General features: G+C 53.4%; 13 protein-coding genes and 1 CRISPR repeat array. Of the genes, 1 reads left to right on the top strand and 12 read right to left on the bottom strand.

What is annotated here, in order from left to right:
* Window positions 1-2 precede the first annotated feature (2 nt).
* The 7 genes from csy2 to CWS43_RS19100 form a co-directional block, all read right to left on the bottom strand.
* Entirely contained in the window at window positions 3-956 is a 954-nt protein-coding gene (gene csy2 / locus CWS43_RS19075; protein ID WP_101078658.1) for a type I-F CRISPR-associated protein Csy2, read from the bottom strand.
* Window positions 953-2,290, bottom strand: a complete 1,338-nt coding sequence (gene csy1, locus CWS43_RS19080; protein ID WP_232777076.1) for a type I-F CRISPR-associated protein Csy1 — start codon at window positions 2,288-2,290, stop codon at window positions 953-955. The genes csy2 and csy1 overlap by 4 nt, the downstream gene beginning before the upstream one ends.
* A gap of 360 nt (window positions 2,291-2,650) precedes the next feature.
* Complete coding sequence (gene cas3f / locus CWS43_RS19085; RefSeq protein WP_101078660.1) at window positions 2,651-5,917, bottom strand: type I-F CRISPR-associated helicase Cas3f; 3,267 nt, start codon at window positions 5,915-5,917, stop codon at window positions 2,651-2,653.
* Entirely contained in the window at window positions 5,914-6,054 is a 141-nt protein-coding gene (locus CWS43_RS27275; protein WP_157825414.1) for a hypothetical protein, read from the bottom strand. The genes cas3f and CWS43_RS27275 overlap by 4 nt, the downstream gene beginning before the upstream one ends.
* Before the next feature lie 205 nt (window positions 6,055-6,259).
* Window positions 6,260-7,367: a CRISPR direct-repeat array (repeat unit 28 nt; unit sequence TTTCTAAGCTGCCTGTACGGCAGTGAAC).
* 183 nt (window positions 7,368-7,550) lie between these two features.
* Window positions 7,551-7,760, bottom strand: coding sequence for a helix-turn-helix transcriptional regulator (locus CWS43_RS19090; protein WP_101078661.1), 210 nt, complete (start codon window positions 7,758-7,760; stop codon window positions 7,551-7,553).
* A complete protein-coding gene (locus CWS43_RS27580) occupies window positions 7,757-8,146 on the bottom strand; it encodes a hypothetical protein (protein ID WP_232777078.1) in 390 nt (129 codons plus the stop codon). The genes CWS43_RS19090 and CWS43_RS27580 overlap by 4 nt, the downstream gene beginning before the upstream one ends.
* 416 nt (window positions 8,147-8,562) lie before the next feature.
* Complete coding sequence (locus CWS43_RS19100) at window positions 8,563-10,005, bottom strand: MFS transporter (protein ID WP_101078662.1); 1,443 nt, start codon at window positions 10,003-10,005, stop codon at window positions 8,563-8,565.
* 114 nt (window positions 10,006-10,119) lie between these two features.
* On the opposite strand from CWS43_RS19100, the gene CWS43_RS19105 reads away from it, so the two are divergent.
* Window positions 10,120-11,118 carry a helix-turn-helix domain-containing protein gene (locus CWS43_RS19105; protein WP_101078663.1) on the top strand — a complete coding sequence of 333 codons (999 nt, stop codon included), beginning with the start codon at window positions 10,120-10,122 and terminating at the stop codon, window positions 11,116-11,118.
* A gap of 528 nt (window positions 11,119-11,646) precedes the next feature.
* On the opposite strand, the gene cheW is transcribed toward CWS43_RS19105, so the two are convergent.
* The 5 genes from cheW to flhC all read right to left on the bottom strand — a co-directional run bounded on the left by cheW (window position 11,647) and on the right by flhC (window position 17,086).
* Entirely contained in the window at window positions 11,647-12,144 is a 498-nt protein-coding gene (gene cheW, locus CWS43_RS19110) for a chemotaxis protein CheW (protein WP_101078664.1), read from the bottom strand.
* An 84-nt stretch (window positions 12,145-12,228) separates the two neighbouring features.
* Complete coding sequence (gene cheA, locus CWS43_RS19115) at window positions 12,229-14,256, bottom strand: chemotaxis protein CheA (RefSeq protein WP_198555874.1); 2,028 nt, start codon at window positions 14,254-14,256, stop codon at window positions 12,229-12,231.
* A 36-nt stretch (window positions 14,257-14,292) separates the two neighbouring features.
* Window positions 14,293-15,408 (bottom strand): flagellar motor protein MotB, encoded by a 1,116-nt coding sequence (gene motB, locus CWS43_RS19120; RefSeq protein WP_101078666.1) that lies wholly within the window; start codon window positions 15,406-15,408, stop codon window positions 14,293-14,295.
* Window positions 15,405-16,295 carry a flagellar motor stator protein MotA gene (motA, locus tag CWS43_RS19125; protein ID WP_101078667.1) on the bottom strand — a complete coding sequence of 297 codons (891 nt, stop codon included), beginning with the start codon at window positions 16,293-16,295 and terminating at the stop codon, window positions 15,405-15,407. Before motA ends, motB begins: the two co-directional genes overlap by 4 nt.
* A gap of 182 nt (window positions 16,296-16,477) precedes the next feature.
* Window positions 16,478-17,086, bottom strand: coding sequence for a flagellar transcriptional regulator FlhC (flhC, locus tag CWS43_RS19130; RefSeq protein WP_101078668.1), 609 nt, complete (start codon window positions 17,084-17,086; stop codon window positions 16,478-16,480).
* Window positions 17,087-17,088 lie beyond the last annotated feature (2 nt).

Consider the following 17,088-nt stretch of genomic DNA (forward strand, 5'->3'; position numbering starts at 1 on the left):
GATTAAAAGTCTTCGTGATCTTGCTGAGTTAAATCAGCTTCCTGAAGAGGCCGGGCATGGCTGCAGATATAATTTTCTTCGCTGTTTGGGTAGCGCCACAGCAAGTGATGAATATTCATGACGCGGTGCGGGCTGCGCCATTCACCCACGCCATACGCCGCCTCCGCAAAACGGAACGGCAACCCCATGTCGCGCGCTTTTGCCACTTCACCGGGCGAATACAAAGGCGAAATAGCGCTATATCCCACCATCAGCGGCACGAGATAACCTTTTGCCGGTTTCGGCTGGTATCGCCACTCAGACAGGTTATCTTCCGGCGGTTCAGCCCGGTAAGTGATGCTGGCAAAATCCAGCCAGGCGTCGATCATTTCAGCCTGTGGATCCTGTTCACGCCGCTTTGCAAAGCGTTGTGCCAGCAGCTCAGAACGGTCAACCAGCGCAAAACCGGGCAACGCACGATACATCTCACGACGGGTAAAGGTTTCCAGCTCCCCCGCGTTCACCGGCATAGCCATGACCCGCACAGTTTTCAGTGAAAGTACGGTTCCACCGGCCAGCCGCTGCATAACGCACAGCGATTGCAGATGCTGCGCCAGCTCGCTGGCACCGGAATCACCGTGCGCAATACTGCCCTCACATTCGATAAACAGCGTGACCGTCATGTGCATCCGCCCTTCTTCATTAAACGGCGCCGTTTTAGCTTCACGGGTCAGAGGGTTGCGGGTCAGCGCAAAGTAACTGTCGCTATATTCCGTGGCCTGATGTGCCTGAATCTGATGCTGATGGCACACCACGCCACACCCCGTAAACCTCAGGCCGTGACTTTGTTGAACTTTTCGCGAGAGCGCATGGGTGTATCCCAGAAAATGGGTGATAGCCGGGAAACCATACGTCAGGCCTGAAATCGCGTTAGCGTTTTCGACGCGGAGATGGGACAAAACGATCAAATAGCTCATTGCCATGTCTCCTGCTGAACCGCATCAAACTCGCGTAAACGTCTGCGCATCAGCACCGACCACTCACGAAACTCCACGGCCCCCAGCGTGATTTTCCCGTTTTTATTCAGGTGAGTATTCAGCCAGTGAGAGAAATCCTCTGCGACCTCAATAATCCAGTCGCCGCCTTCACGAAGGCGTTTGAAATCCGGATCTGTATCCTGACGCATCGGGTCAAGCCACAGCTGATGTGCGGTTTTAAGAATGCACTCCGGCTTCTGACTCCAGCCCCGAAGCTCGGTCAGGCCCTGAATTTCTGCTGCGTGGTTGAAAACGAGGCCAATCAGATCATCAACATATTCAGCGCGCTTCTGGCGGATTTCCATCGTACTTTCCCGCTCACTGACGCTGTACAGGTAGCGACGGAGGTCGGCGACAACGCGCCCCGTCTCCGGCGAAAATGACGAGAAAAACGTTTTTTGACCGGCGGGGGGTTTAAGAGATTGCTGCCATTGCGGCGGCGCACAGCGTAAAAGATAACTTTTGCCCCCGCGCACGCTGTTCAGATAAGAGATATTCTGCGGTTTGGTGCCGCCCACATTCTGCACGGCAATATCCGGAAAAATCGTCACCTCGTCCGGAGACCACACTTTTTCACGCCGGGCCTTGCGCGCAGCAACCGATTCTTCGCTGTAGCGTGAATCATTAATCCGCAGATGGAGGGCATGCGCCAGTGAGGAAGAATATAACGGGCTGATAAGGTGATAATTTCCCATCCCGGAGACTGGGAAAAAGAGTTGTTTAGCAAGCTGATGAGTCGAAAGGCTTTTATCCGATAGCGCCAGCATAAAGCCACTCACCCACTGCTCAAACTGCGCATCATTTTCTGCCAGCGCTGCCAATGCCGAGCCATCGCCACGCCGGAGGCTCGCCAGTAAAGAATCGCCTTCGTGTTCGGTTTGCAACAGTTTCGCGACATCCAGCGCGGCGGAGTTGCCGACTGCGTCCAGCACCGGTGAATGCAACGTCGCGGTAGAAAGATAAGCGCACTCCGGCGTTTTTACCGTGCTGTAGACACTGCTGCCTTTGGCGTCACCGTGGAAATATTTTACTGCATGAGTAACCAGGCTTATCTGACCCGCCCGCGCGGCGGCATCTGTCAGCCAGGTGCGGATCTCATACTTTTTTTCCAGCTCACGCCGTTCTCCGGCTAACTGCTGCGCAATAGCGGATTTATCTTCTGCACCCGCTGCTGAAAGGCGCTTTTCGGCCTCTTTATCGAAGGCTTCAAGCTTCGGCTGAAGACGGCCTACAATGTAGTGGATGATGAATGATATTAATGGCTGTTCTTTCACATATGACTCCTTGTCACTCGTCATTTGGGAAACCTCAATTGACATCTGTCACGGACTCTAACGGCTGCACATTACGCTCATGCACTCCTGCTTTGTGGTTTGCGTTTGTTCTGTGTACAGCATCAACGCTAGAAAAATGATAATTCTGATTATGAGCTTCAGGCGCATGCCCTTACGGCCTCCTTACAAAAGGTAAGGGTATAATACACCCAAAAAAAATATAACCAATCTATACTAAGGGAAAATCAATAAAAATTTGTTCTTGATTTGCCTTCGCAGTAAGCTGGGCACCCTGCTGTGCAAGCAGTTTAGGAAAATCTGTACTAGAAATTGTTCACTGCTGTACAAGCAGCGGCGCACTCAATCGAGTGCGCCAAACACGCCCAGTATTTCGTGCCAGCACCATCGTTTAGTGGCATCTTCGCGCAACCGTATTTCTCCAAAAATCGTGCTGACGCGCCTGAGTTCCCAACCAAAGTTTTCGGCAAGCCGCTGATAAATCGTTTCACAATCCATGTCCATCCAGGCACTGACGCCCTGCACGTAATCTAGGCCTGTCGGCTTAAATGCACTGCTGTCCTTCCAGCCTTCAGCTCCCTCATCTGTCTGACGAAAGCGTGGCTCATCGCCTTCGTCTTCCAGCCATAACGCATAAAGATTATCCGGCGCGGACTGGCGGAACGGCGTGAGCCTTTGCAGCTCACCGCACCAGGTTGCTTCATCACGCCACCAGCGGGCAGCGTAATTATCAGTACAAGGCTGGCGACCGGACAATTCCGCCCAGAGCCGCCCGTGCTCCATATCTGCCAGCCTTTCATTGGGTTTCAGCACCTCAGGTTCCTGAATGCGAGCAATGGCATTGATGATTGCGAACTGTTCTGGCTCCAGCAAATCGTGCAGATCATGGCTGGCAAACAGATGGCTGCCGCTGCCTTCGGCACCCGGCTTGTGATATGCCGGGCGCTGCGGTGTTGTTTGTTGCAGGGCTTTGACGTTCTTATGCAGGATATGAATATTCTGTAAGGCCGGGGGATTTTGCCGGTGGCGTTGTACACGACCAGCGAGCTGGATCAGCGAGCGCATCGAACTCGGCTCAGCGATAGCCCAGTCATAATCGTGGTCGCGGCCAATTTCGGCAACTGCTGTGGCAAGCACGATAAAAATGTGGTGCCTTTCCGGTTGCTGCCCGATGGCCTGCTGAATTTCACTGACCTGCCAGATGGCTTGCGGATCATAACGGTTCAGCGTCGCATCCAGCCGGTTCTCGATATGTGCACGCATCGCCAGCGGGTGCTGGCTGTGGTACACGCAATAATGTAACCGGTAATCTTCAGGCGAAGCAGTCGCGAGAAGGCGCTGCGCGACGGCCACCAGCGGATCGATATTTGCCATTCTGACGATGCCCACAGAAATCGTTTTATCACCGTCATTTATCTGATTATGGCGCTGATGCAGTTCAAAGACTGACTGATGAATACGCTGCGCGACAGCGTCCAGAACGTGGCTTTCACGAATGCTGGCGGGTGATGTGACAACAAGAATCGCCTTACGCAGCGCCTGAGCCTGCTGCAACTGGCTGACACGTTTTTCGACAAATGCCCGATGTTGTACACCGAAGGATTTTCCGGTCATCTGCTGGCTTTTGGCCACATTGTACTCGTCAAACCATACACAGCAGATATTCACCGGTAGCCCCGGCTGCCCGCAGGCTTGCTGGTAGTCTTTCCGCCCTGCCGCATAAGCGCTAAACAACGCCTGCACCAACGCTGGTGCCAGCGTGGCGGAAGACAGCAAGACCCGCGAGCCCAGCATTCCCGCCCAGTTGACTAACCGGCAAAGCGCGGGGAGATCAGCCAGTTCAAAATCGTCGGGTTCGTCGAGGACCAAATCGGACGTCAGCAGACGCAGCATCGGGGCTATCTGATGCCCCCCGTGCAGGCTTTCCGTCGCCGGGATCAGATGGTCAATCGTCGTGACCAGTACAGGCGCACTGAGTAATTTCAGCAGCGTTCCCTTATCTTTCAGCCACTGGCCTAACCGTCCCGAATCGAGCGTTCCGTCATAGCGGACATACTGATGTTCCGCAAAAAGCGCATCGGCAGACTGGCTGCCGGTTTTCACCGGGCTGGTACGATCATCATTTAGCTGATGCAGCCGCTGAACTGCCTGTGAGCCAATCAGCACAGCCAGATCTTCTTTATCCAGATGTAGCTTTTCGCCAAGGGCATCCCCGGTTTGCAGCGTCAGCGTTCGCAGGCCGAGTGCGACAGAAAAGCGACAACCCCGCGCCTCATCTGAGAGGCCATACATGATGCGGGCGTTCGCCAGTGTTTTACCGCAACCCGTCGAGGCCATATTGATACCAAAAAATCCGTGCTCGCCCGCCTGCTCCCGAAGGCCGCAGGCGACATCAAACGCCTCATCCTGCCAGCGAAATTTCGCATCCGGCGTCCGTTTCTTAAAGCCTTTGTGGCGGGCAATGGCCGGCAATGTCCCCCGCAACAACGGCAGGCTTTTCGCCAGCAAATACGCATTCTGGCTGACGCCGACGTTGTGCTCATCTAACTGCTGTTTGCACGCTCCGGCTTTATCCGTATTGGCGAACGCCGCATAGCCGGGGTCCTGCCATCCGGCAGTGGCAGGCAAGGAAGAATAAAGATGGTCGGAGAGCATTAAAACCAGCCGGGCGATATGGCGGGTAAAACGCTGTTCGGAAATAGCATGAGGAGAGGTGAACAGGGAGAGTTGCAATGCCCGGTTCGCAAACTTGTGTGCTTTACTGCGCCAGGTGGCACTTTGCAACGGCGTCCCGTACGGAAACTGCCAGACGCCGCTCAGCTCTTTTTCGGTCCATTTTGCTTCCATATTGGTGGAGTTCCAGCAAGCCGCAAGCTGCTGATCTTGCCAGTGATCAATATCGCTAAGTTGCGGGGGATTCTGGTGGTGATCATTAACCCCCTGACGGGGATAAACCGGCAAACGGTGGTGTGAAACAATCAGCCATGCAACAAACCGTGCAACAGGCGGCAACCCCTCCAGCGGGCTGTGCAGCCCATGATACGTAGCCAGATTATTGATCATGGCTTTCTCGCTATCCGCAGAGAGGGAGGCTAAAGACCTGAGCCATTGTTCATCCGTCTGCCCGGCAACAAATGCCCGAAACAACCAGACAGAAATCCACTCATGCCTGAAAGGCTCGAAGCTTTTCCCCTTCCCTTTTAATTTATTCTGAAATAACCGGTTGGCTTTACCAAAATCATGAAACAGACCGGCAATGGCGGCAAGCAGCGCCAGGGTTTGCAGGCTGTGAAATGAATTTTCACTGTCAGATTTAAGAATATCCCGCCGGGTGGAATGTGTCGGCACCGAGCCTTTTTCATTAAACCGGCGGATATTCCCGACAATCCATATAACTTCTGTTTGATTATTGGATTTAATCCAGTGGCAGGCGACCGCCGTATTTCTGCGAGCCGTCTTTTTCAATATCTGGCGTAATGTATTAAGCCCTTCAAGAGTGATCGCCGTCTGCCAGGTTCTTTCTCCCTTACGTTCGGCAAACTGATCGATAATTCTGCGGGTTTCGATTAAGGCTTTTTTATTACATTCAGAGACCAGTAATATATTCATTCGCCGGCCTGCCCAAGTTGCTGAGCCGTATTTTGTAATGTATCAATCATTACATCGAGTGCGTCTGCGCGTTGGTAAGATGGCGCACTACGCCTCTTCTGAAATGCCATCGCGGCAGGCATTAATCTTTCAGCCATTTGGTGTTCCTTTTATTGGCGTCCGGAAAGCACAGAAATTAAAGTAACCTAATCGGATGAAACATCAACACTTAAACATATACCCGCCCTGCATTCTTTCAAATATGTTGGTTTTTATTATGTTGTATTTCCACGATTGAATTGTTGTTAAGTAATTGTGTTAAAAAAATAATTAACCCTTTCCCTTTTGGGAAGTGGAATTACCGCTTTTGGCTGCCTATACGGCAGTGAACGGTGCGCCGACAATCCACCGCCGGTTCTTCATTTTCTAAGCTGCCTGTACGGCAGTGAACAAATTTGAGGAAATCGCGTGACCGGTTGAGAATTTCTAAGCTGCCTGTACGGCAGTGAACGGGAATGTCTCGATTTTTGAGTCTGGCCTCCCTTTCTAAGCTGCCTGTACGGCAGTGAACCTAATTCTCCTTCGTCATTTACGTCTACATATTTTCTAAGCTGCCTGTACGGCAGTGAACTACCCCGAATTATTGTAGAAGTGAACGGCCCCTTTCTAAGCTGCCTGTACGGCAGTGAACTGTGTATGCTTGAGCTTGGGCGGTATCCAGTCTTTCTAAGCTGCCTGTACGGCAGTGAACATCTTGCGGCGAGCGGTGCCATTTAGAATGCTTTTCTAAGCTGCCTGTACGGCAGTGAACATGGAAACAAGCATCTGCGCACCGAAAATGAATTTCTAAGCTGCCTGCACGGCAGTGAACGGTCTGAGATTCACCTAGGGTTTATCTGTCCATTTCTAAGCTGCCTGTACGGCAGTGAACCTTAACGTAGCACCGCCTGGTCAGCCTCCAAGTTTCTAAGCTGCCTGTACGGCAGTGAACGGAATGACGGAGTTGCTGACCGTTCGCATCATTTTCTAAGCTGCCTGTGCGGCAGTGAACATTAAAACTTATTCCGACGCACTACCAAGCCTTTTCTAAGCTGCCTGTGCGGCAGTGAACCTGAAGATTTCGCGAATACCCAGCTTCACTATTTTCTAAGCTGCCTGTGCGGCAGTGAACCCTCACTTCGGCATCACGCGCGGCCAGGTGGCTTTCTAAGCTGCCTGTGCGGCAGTGAACACCGGCAATAACCAGTCCCCCTGCTTATCGTTTTTCTAAGCTGCCTGTACGGCAGTGAACTTTCTGGATTAGGCTGCAATCATGTATTTAGTTTTCTAAGCTGCCTGTACGGCAGTGAACGATAATTTAGGGGATACTTGGCGACGCATGCCTTTCTAAGCTGCCTGTACGGCAGTGAACATGAAGACTCTGCGGTTCTTCGCTGTGATGAGTTTCTAAGCTGCCTGTACGGCAGTGAACAGTTACAGAATAGCGGGATCCAAATCAAAAACAATGTGTTAAGCGCTTTATAGCGCCAAAACCCTTTTTTATGGCAGTGATAATATGTTAAGTAATATCAATGCGTTAGCGAGGCTAAAAAATAAAGGGGTAAATTTACCCCCTTTCGCCTTGCTTCATTTTTTGTCTCAAAAGACGCCGGTATTAGATTTCAGTGTATCGGCTCGGCCAGATCACTTCGGCTCTCACGCCAATCGCTTCGGCGATCAGCCGTTCGCCTTTTGGCCATTTGCGCGTTAGCGCATTCGACAGCGTTGAAGAACATAACCCCGCTTCACGGGATACTGCGGCCAGTGTGGTGCCTTTCTTTTTAATTGCGGCGATGATATCAGCCTGATGCCAGTCCTTTTTCATTGGATCACCTCGCCTGAGGCATAGAGCGAACAGCGCAGCATCTCGAAACGTTCACACAGCACAAACGCTAAAATCTCTTTTATTCTCTTATCATGCAGCGTCAGCAGTGCAAAGTTCAGGGCAGAACATTGATCACAAAGTTCTTCCGGTTCCGCTTCGGTGTAATCAAATAAACCGTCGTCTAATGGAATCCCCATATTTTGGCGGTGTTCGGGAACAGGCTGGCGTAACGCTATCTCAAGGTTCATCAGTTGGGTTTGCAGCATCAGGCAAAGTTTATCCTGCGCGTCGTCATTTTGCGGATTCACCAGCGCATTCGCGAGTAACCTGCATCTGTCTGTGAGCGTCCATGAGTCGGGGAGTATTTCTGAAATCTGAGTGTTCATTAGTTCATTTCCAATAGATTGGGTATCACGTTACCACTGGAGTCCTACACTCAGGTGGTAACTCAGACGGGGGTAGGAATATCGGTTCTATTGGGTACCGACCAGCTAAAGCTGCCCCGCCTGAGTCACCGAAAATATAATACGGTATAAATCCGTTTTATAAAGGTGAAGCATAGCGATGGCACAAAAAAACGCCGTGTCATCAAAAGATTACCGAGTTCCTACACCCGGCTGCGGATTTTGCCGCAGCGGGCAGACAATAACCGGATATCCCCACAGAACAAACGGGCAAAGCGCAGGAATGGGATACTGCTTCCAGAGAGTTTTTATGGTTTTAAATTTCTCTCCAACTGTATTTTAAACGCCTTGTGCCCGGCCTCTGCCTGGCTACGTCAGCCAGAGGTCATAATGAAAATCTAGCGTGTACGACCAAACAGTATTTTGCTCGCCAGCGCCAGTGCCCAGACGCCTGTCGCGCCGTACAGCAAAACACCTGAAAAGCCGCCCGCCAGCGCTTGCGCTGAGATCCCCTGCGCGAGTGAAACGTCGCTGCCACCGGCTATCCGCTCGGCGATTGCCGGTAAATTTTCTCCGGCGGGCAGCAAGGCTTTCAGGCTGGAGGCAATGCCCGCGACAAGCAGGCTGCCCATCAGCGCGATGTTGATCGCCAGCGTGATAAGCCGCGCGCTGATATCAATCCCCGACGCCATCCCCGCACGGTCGCCGGGGACGGAACCGGTGGTGGTGTTGGTCACCGGCGTATTGGTCAGGCCCAGCGCGGCTCCGGCGATCAGTGCGCCCGGCAGCAGGCTGGTGTGTGTTGCGACGGCGATATTCATCAGCATAAAACCCGCACCGATGGTGAATAACCCCAGCGGGATCAGCCGTGCCGCGCCGAACCGGGCAGTCAGTTTTTCGCCCAGCGGCGGCATCAGCAACGTCGGTAATGTGTACGCAAGAAGCGCCAGCCCGGTCGCCACGCTGCTGTACCCCAGCCCGCTCTGGTAATAAACCGGCAGGTAAATCATCAGCGGCCAGAAGCTGAAGTTCATGCCCACAGACCCCATCAGCGCGCCGGAAAATGGCCGGATGCGGAACACAGAAAAATCAAACATCGGGTGCGGGTGACGTTTCTCCGTCCAGACAAACAGCACCGCGCTCAGCGCCGTTACCACAATAATGCTGCGCGCCAGCGTACTGCTCCAGCCCAGGCTGCTGCCCTGCGTAATCAGGTACGTTGCGCCCATGACGGTGACCGACAGCGTCAGCAACCCGCCGAGATCCAATTTTTTGACCTGCCCGTCGCGGGATTCCACCACGTTGTTCAGCGCCAGAATCAGGGTGATCACCGCGATAAAACAATGCACCAGAAATACCCACTGCCAGCTCAGCCACGCCACCAGAAGCGCGCCGATAATCGGCCCGAAGCCCAGCCCGAAGCCGAAGGTAATCCCCCACGCGGCGAATGCCTGGCTGCGTGCCTTGCCTTGCGGAAATTGCGTGGAAAGAATGGCAATGAGGCACGTCAGCATCGCACCGCCGCTCAGCCCCTGAAGAAAACGCCCGGCAATCAGCCACGCGGCGCTGCCGGATAATCCGCACATCAGCGACGTCAGCCCGAACGCGGCGATGCTGATGACGAATATGCGCTTGCGGCCAAAACGGTCCGCCAGCGTGCCGGTTGCCATCAGCACGGTTGTGCAAGCCAGCGTGTACGCGTTCATGATCCACTGAAGTTCGCGGAAACTGGCGTGCAGCTGCGTTTCAAGCACCGGCGAGATAACCGGTACGCTGGAGATTTCCAGCCCTGACATCAGGGCGGCGAGGCACACAGCCATCAGTGCCAATGTGTTTTTCATGCGTAAATCCTGCAAACGTTGAGAGGCGTTCAGCATGAAAGATTGGCGGCGAAGTGGAAATCAGCGGATATGCCATGTATCGTCAAGATCATGCCAAACTGACGGTAACCTGTTATGCAAAAAATTGAAGCAACGCGCGTTTCTGCACCGCAAAACCGGCGGCTGGTTTTGCTCGCCTATGAATGCTTGTGCACGTTTGAATTTGGGACAGCGGTCGAAGCGTTTGGTCGCGCCGATGAACTGACCGGCGAACCCTTATATGAGTTGTCCGTGGCGTCAGTTGAGGAAGGCACATTTGGCGCACAGGGGGGCGTCCGTTTGGTGGTCGATGGCGGGCTGGAACTGCTCGAAGGCGCGGGCACGATTGTGATCCCCGGCTGGCGCAGCGTCCATGAACCGGCACCGGCGCGGCTGATTGCAGCGTTGCAAAAAGCGCATAACGACGGCTCGCGGATTGTGTCGATTTGCGCAGGCAGTTTTGTGCTCGGCGCGGCCGGTTTGCTTGACGGAAAACGGGCCACCGCGCACTGGAACAGCACCGATATTCTGGCGCAGAGATTCCCGAAAGTGCAGGTCGAGCACGGCATGATTTACGTCGATGAAGGCAGCATTATCACCTCTGCGGGCGGCGCGGCGGGTGTCGATTTATGCCTGCATCTGATCCGCCGCGATTACGGTATCGAAGTCGCCAACCGCACCGCCCGCCGGATGGTGACGCCGCCGATGCGTGAAGGAAATCAGGCGCAGCTTATTCAGCAACCGGTGCCGCTGCGGCAGGCCAAAACGCTCGCGCCGCTGCTGGATGATTTACGCAGCCATCTCAATACGCCGATGGTTATTGAGCAACTTGCCGTTCAGGCCGGGATGAGCCGCCGGACATTTTTGCGTCGTTTTCACGATGCAACCGGCACCACGCCGGGCGAATGGATGCTGACCGTGCGGCTGGAAAAAGCCTGCGCGTTGCTGGAAAGCGGAAAAATGAGCGTTGATAGCATCGCAGAACAGGCGGGTTTCGGTTCACCCGAAGCGCTTCGCCACCACTTCCGGCAACGGCTTAACACCACGCCGACGCGCTGGCGGAAAGAATTTAGGGAAAGGGATTTGGTGGGGTGAAAAAGAGATGCCTCTACGGCTGCGGATTTTGTCGCAGCGAGGAGACAATAACTGGATAACCATACGGAGAAAATGGGCAAACTTTGGGAATGAGATACTGCTTCCAGAGAGTTTTTATGGTTTTCAGGGAATTGCAGAGATGGCATTAAAACCCCCTCCCGGCCTCCCCCTTCGCAGGGGGAGGAGCAAGAAACCCCAATTAACCACATGATTTTAAATAAGAATCATAGCGAGGATTTTTTTCGAGACTGGCATTTTTTCGAGACTGATATTTGTTCGAGACTGGCGCGCTCAAAATCTTGCTGAACGGAGCGGCCTGAAGACCTGAGGCTTCAGGATCGGGAGAAGGAACCGCGCAGCGGCAAGATTTGCGCCACGCGCCGTTGTGGCAGAACATGTCCGTCGTTCCAGCGGCAGCGCGCAGTGAGAAAAACGCAGGATTGTTAAGGGGCGCGTTTACGCCCCTTAACCCGGTGTGGGCCGGCGCCCACGACCTTGACCTTGACCTTGACCTTGACCTTCAAAGACTCAGATCTTCGTTACCGAATCAACCAGCGCCATTTCTTCGCTGCTCAGTAGTTTTTCGATATCCACCAGAATCAGCATACGGTCGCCCAAAGAGCCCAGGCCAGTCAGGTATTCTGTCGACATGGTGACGGCGAATTCCGGTGCCGGGCGGATCTGATCCTGGCTCAGGGAGAGCACGTCAGAAACCCCATCGACAACGATCCCGACAACACGGTTTTCGAAATTCAGTACGATAACCACGGTGTTTTCGTTGTAAATCACATCTTCCTGCGCGAATTTCACACGCAGGTCGAGGATTGGCACGATAACACCGCGCAGGTTGGTCACACCTTTAATGAATGACGGTGTATTAGCAATGCGGGTTACCTGGTCGTATCCGCGGATTTCCTGCACTTTCAGGATATCAATGCCGTATTCTTCATCGCCTAAAGTGAAGATCAGAAATTCCTGACCTACTGTTTCGCCCGCAATTTTCGACACGGTTGCAAGTCCTGCCATGTTGTTCACCTTTGCTTTTATCTTTAAATCGGCCTGAGTTTTTCACACCCGGCGACGGTTCAGGTCACCGGGAAGCTTTACTTATTATGCAGCGGTTGCGCCTGTTGCTAACTTATCACGGTTCAGCGTCTGCAATGCAGAGACGTCCACAATCAGCGCCACGCTACCGTCGCCCAAAATGGTCGCGGCGGAAATGCCCGGCACTTTGCGATAGTTGCTTTCCAGGTTTTTCACCACAACCTGATGCTGACCTATCAGCTGATCGACCAGCAATGCGTAGCGACGTCCTGCACTTTGCAAAATAACGACGATGCCCTGCGTAGCTTCGGTTTTCGCCTCTTCAACATCAAAGACGTTGTAAAGCTCAACCAGCGGCAAGTATTCACCGCGAACCTGCAGAACACGTTCGCCACCGGCCAGAGGATGTAAATCTTCTGCCAGCGGTTGCAGCGATTCCATCACGGCATTCAGCGGCAGGATGAAGACTTCTTCACCGACTTTAACCGACATTCCGTCGAGGATCGCCAGCGTCAGCGGCAGCAGGATACGGATAGTCGTCCCCTTGCCCTGCTGGGAATGGATTTCGACGTGACCGCCCATTTCCTGAATGTTACGTTTCACCACGTCCATGCCCACACCGCGGCCTGAAACGTCAGTGACTTTTTCTGCCGTCGAGAACCCGGCGGCGAAGATCAACATGCCGACTTCTTCGTCACTCATGTTGTCATTGACATTCATACCCTGCGACGCGGCTTTTGCCAGGATACGTTCACGGTTCAGGCCCGCACCGTCATCGATAACTTCGATGCAGATGTTACCGCCCTGGTGTTCAGCAGACAGTGTCAGGTTACCGGTCGGCTCTTTGCCGTTGGCAATACGCACTTCCGGCGTTTCCACACCGTGGTCAAGGCTGTTACGCACCAGGTGCGTTAACGGGTCGATAATACGTTCGATCAGGCTCTTATCCAGCTCGGTAGAGCTGCCGAGCAGCGTCAGTTCGATTTGCTTATTCAGCTTGCTTGCCAGATCACGCACCAGACGCGGGAAGCGGCTGAAGACGAATTCCATCGGCATCATACGAATCGACATCACCGATTCCTGCAAATCGCGGGCGTTACGTTCAAGCTGCCCCATGCTGTTAAGCAGGTCGCTGTGAACCACCGGATCCAGCAGGTCAGAACGTTGCGCAAGCATCGACTGGGTGATCACCAGTTCGCCGACCAGGTTGATCAGCTGGTCTACTTTTTCAACGGCAACGCGAATACTGGTTGATTCCGGCGCTTTCGGCGCACGCGCTTTCGCAGGCTCACTGCTAGGTACCGCAGTCAGTACCGGTGCCGGGCGAGCTGCTGCCGGAACCGGTGCAACTTCAGCCACAACCGGTGCCGTGACGGCGACGGGGGCAGAGGCCACCGGCGCTGCAGACTGCGTGAAACTGATTTGTTCTGGTTCCAGGACAAAACACAAAACAGCAATGATGTCGTCTTCGGTGACGGTGGTGACCAGTGTCGCTTCCACGCTGTCATCGGTCTGAACGGGATCTTTGATCTCACCAAGATTGCCCAGTTCTTCCAACATCACAGGGATTTCCTGTGTTTTCAGGCCGGACAGACGGACTCGCAGACCGCCCTTACCCGCCGCCGGAGCAACGGTTGCCGGTGCAGCAGCCGCCGCCGCAGGCTCATCTTCAACGACGTGAAGATCAGGCGCAGGCTCTCGCTGTTGTTGCGCTTCGAGAGCCAGTTGTCTCAGGGCTGCACAGATATATTCAAAGCTTTCTGCGTCAGGGTCCCGTGATGATTTATAGGCGTCGAGTTGCTCCTGCATAATGTCTTTTGTTTCCAGAAACAGGTTGATGATGTCGGTGCTCAGGCTCATTTCAGCACGACGAGCACCGTCGAGCAGGTTTTCCAGTAAATGGGTTGTTTCCTGTAAAACCGTAAATCCAAAGGTTGCTGCCCCGCCCTTGATTGAGTGCGCAGCGCGGAAAATCGCGTTGAGCTGCTCAATATCGGGCGCATCCGGATCAAGTAACAACAGATGTTGTTCCATGTCCGCCAGCAACTCGTCTGCTTCATCAAAGAATGTCTGATAAAAATCAGTAATATCCATGCTCACGTGATCACCTCTGCTGTGAATCGCGGCTTGTTAATGTGTCGCAGGTGCCGTGCCTGCCGCAGCAGCCGGAGCTGCCGTCGCAGGTTGAGCGCCTGCCGATGGTGTCACTGGCGTTTGCGTCCCAATCCCGGGTAATGGTGGTGCTTGTGTATTTACTGGTGCGGGTACTGCTGGTGCCTGGCTAGCCTTAGGGGCTAATGCCGGAGCAGCCGGAGCCGGACTCGCTTGTGGCGCTAATGCAGGCACGGTTTTGGTGCCCTGTACTTGTCTTTGCAACTCGCCCGCATCGCTGATCGTAATCGCTTCGCCTTCGCTGTTTTCCCGCTCGATGGCCTGCTCAGCATGTTTATTGAGAACTAAAATACTGATACGACGGTTTATCGCGTCGCCCGCCGGATGGTTTTTCAACTGCATGGTAGATCCCATGCCCATCACGCGCAGAACCTTACCTTCGCTTAATCCACCGATAATCATCTCGCGGCGCGAAGCATTGGCACGATCCGTTGACAACTCCCAGTTGCTGTAACCACGTTCGCCTGTGGCATACGGCATGTCATCGGTGTGACCTGCAAGACTGATTTTGTTCGGGAAATCATCCAGCACTGGCGCAATCGCCCGCAAAATATCCCGCATGTAAGGTTCAACAATCGCACTGCCGAGCTGGAACATCGGGCGGTTTTTGCTATCAATAATCTGAATGCGCAAACCTTGCTCGGTCAGGTTAATCATCAGGTGCGGACGCAAATCTTTCAGTCGCGGATCGGCTGCCAGCATGTCTTCCAGTTTCTGCTGCAATTTCTGCAAGTCGCCGGCTTCGCGTTTACTCTCGCCCTGCGACTGATCCATTTTGTGTACTTCACCGTCCTGCACGGTAGGGTCTGCCCCACCGCCCGGGATCGGGCTGGTTGCATCGCTGCTGCGCGGGCCACCGGTGATGGCTACCGCAAGCGGCGTACGAAAGTATTCGGCAATTTGCACCAGTTCTTTAGGGCTGGAGATCGAAATCAGCCACATCACGAGAAAGAAAGCCATCATCGCTGTCATAAAGTCAGCGTAAGCAATCTTCCACGAACCGCCGTGATGCCCGCCGCCGTGCTTGTTCTTTTTCTTACGCACAACAACGATGGGATGACTCTGATGCTTCATACTTTTTCTTCTTCAGTTTGTTTCTGACCCGGCGATTTGACCTGACGAACGTGTTCCTCCAGCTCAATAAATGAAGGTCGTTCTGAGGTGTACAACGTTTTGCGGCCAAACTCGACGGCAATTTGTGGCGCATAACCATTAATACTCGACAGCAATGTCACCTTGATGCACTGCATCATTTTGGCGTTTTCAGCACTTTTCTGGCGCAGAACGCTCGCCAGAGGAGAGATAAAACCGTAAGCCAAAAGGATGCCGAGGAAAGTCCCGACCATCGCGTGGGCAATCAATGCGCCCAGCTCGGCTGCCGGACGGTCTGCGGCGGCCAGGGTGTGGACGATCCCCATAACGGCGGCGACGATACCAAATGCCGGCAGCGAGTCACCGACCAGCGCCAGGCTGTTGGCGGGCACTTCGCTTTCGTGTTCGTAGGTTTCAATTTCCTCATCCATCAATGCTTCAATTTCGAAAGCATTCATGTTGCCGCTGACCATCAGACGCAGGTAGTCAGTCAGATATTCGACTAAATGTTTATCGGCAATGATGCGCGGATAATTAGCAAAAATGTCACTTTCGCTGGGATTGTCGATGTCATTTTCCAGCGACAGCATCCCCTGTTGACGTGATTTTGCTAATAACCGGTAAAGCAAAGCCATCAGATCCATATACAACGCTTTGTTGTATTTCGACGCGCGGAACAGCTGCGGCAACGCGCGCATGGTGGATTTGATGGCCTTGCCGTTGTTACCGACAAAGAAGGCACCAATACCTGCACCGCCGATGATGAGCAATTCTGCTGGTTGGTATAACGCGCCCAGTTCACCACCGACGAGCATGAAACCGCCGAAGACTGAGCCCAACACCACGATGTAACCTATTATCACTAGCACGATGAATCCTTAATTCGATGTGGTTTCAGGGCGAGGTAACACGCGACGCCAGAGTCTTGCCAGAATTTACGCAGCTAAAACGTGCATAAAAGATGCCAGACAATGGATAACTGAGATGTTCAGGGGAGAAATGATGAGCGGTGTAACCACCGCTCAGAACGACATACTGCAACCCATACATCTCAAACTGCGCGCTTGACCTGTTCGTCCAGCTCTTGAGATGTTATATCGGCAACTTGCGGGGAAAGTTTACGTTTTTTTACTGCCCGGGATGGCGGTTGGCAAAGACTGCAGACGAACCCGTGGCGAGGCTGGTGTGCATGGGTGATAAATGATCCTTCACAGCAGTTGCACGCAGAGAGCTGCAGCATTCCGCTGTCGACAAAACGTACCAGTGTCCAGGCGCGGGTCAGTGCGAGAATCGGCGCTTCTCCAGGTTGTTCAGGACATTGTTCCAGATATAAACGGTAAGCCTTAATCACCGCTTCCACGCCGTTACAATGGCCGCTCTTTAACAAGAACGAATACGCGTTGTAGAACATGGAAGAATGAATGTTTTGTTCCCAGGTCATAAACCAGTCGGTGGAGAACGGCAACATTCCTTTTGGCGGCGGGCTCCCGCGCAACTCTTTGTACAATTTAATCAGTCGGCCACGACTTAATTGCGTTTCGCTTTCCAGCATCTGCAATCTGGCACCCAGCGTAATCAATTCCATGGCAAGCTGAATGTCCCGTGCTTCCTGAACGATACTTTTTTCTGCCGGTTTGGTTGACGCATCTTTCCCAGACATAG

It is taken from the genome of Rahnella sp. AA (assembly GCF_002834385.1).
Taxonomy (GTDB): Bacteria; Pseudomonadota; Gammaproteobacteria; order Enterobacterales; family Enterobacteriaceae; genus Rahnella.

Bases quoted from the DNA above. Each gene is read 5' to 3' on its own strand.
- cheW (WP_101078664.1), bottom strand. From the start codon at position 12,144: ATGGCAGGACTTGCAACCGTGTCGAAAATTGCGGGCGAAACAGTAGGT.
- csy2 (WP_101078658.1), bottom strand. From the start codon at position 956: ATGAGCTATTTGATCGTTTTGTCCCATCTCCGCGTCGAAAACGCTAAC.
- CWS43_RS27580 (WP_232777078.1), bottom strand. From the start codon at position 8,146: ATGAACACTCAGATTTCAGAAATACTCCCCGACTCATGGACGCTCACA.
- flhC (WP_101078668.1), bottom strand. From the start codon at position 17,086: ATGTCTGGGAAAGATGCGTCAACCAAACCGGCAGAAAAAAGTATCGTT.
- motB (WP_101078666.1), bottom strand. From the start codon at position 15,408: ATGAAGCATCAGAGTCATCCCATCGTTGTTGTGCGTAAGAAAAAGAAC.
- CWS43_RS19090 (WP_101078661.1), bottom strand. From the start codon at position 7,760: ATGAAAAAGGACTGGCATCAGGCTGATATCATCGCCGCAATTAAAAAG.
- CWS43_RS27275 (WP_157825414.1), bottom strand. From the start codon at position 6,054: ATGGCTGAAAGATTAATGCCTGCCGCGATGGCATTTCAGAAGAGGCGT.
- cas3f (WP_101078660.1), bottom strand. From the start codon at position 5,917: ATGAATATATTACTGGTCTCTGAATGTAATAAAAAAGCCTTAATCGAA.
- cheA (WP_198555874.1), bottom strand. From the start codon at position 14,256: ATGGATATTACTGATTTTTATCAGACATTCTTTGATGAAGCAGACGAG.
- CWS43_RS19105 (WP_101078663.1), top strand. From the start codon at position 10,120: ATGCAAAAAATTGAAGCAACGCGCGTTTCTGCACCGCAAAACCGGCGG.
- CWS43_RS19100 (WP_101078662.1), bottom strand. From the start codon at position 10,005: ATGAAAAACACATTGGCACTGATGGCTGTGTGCCTCGCCGCCCTGATG.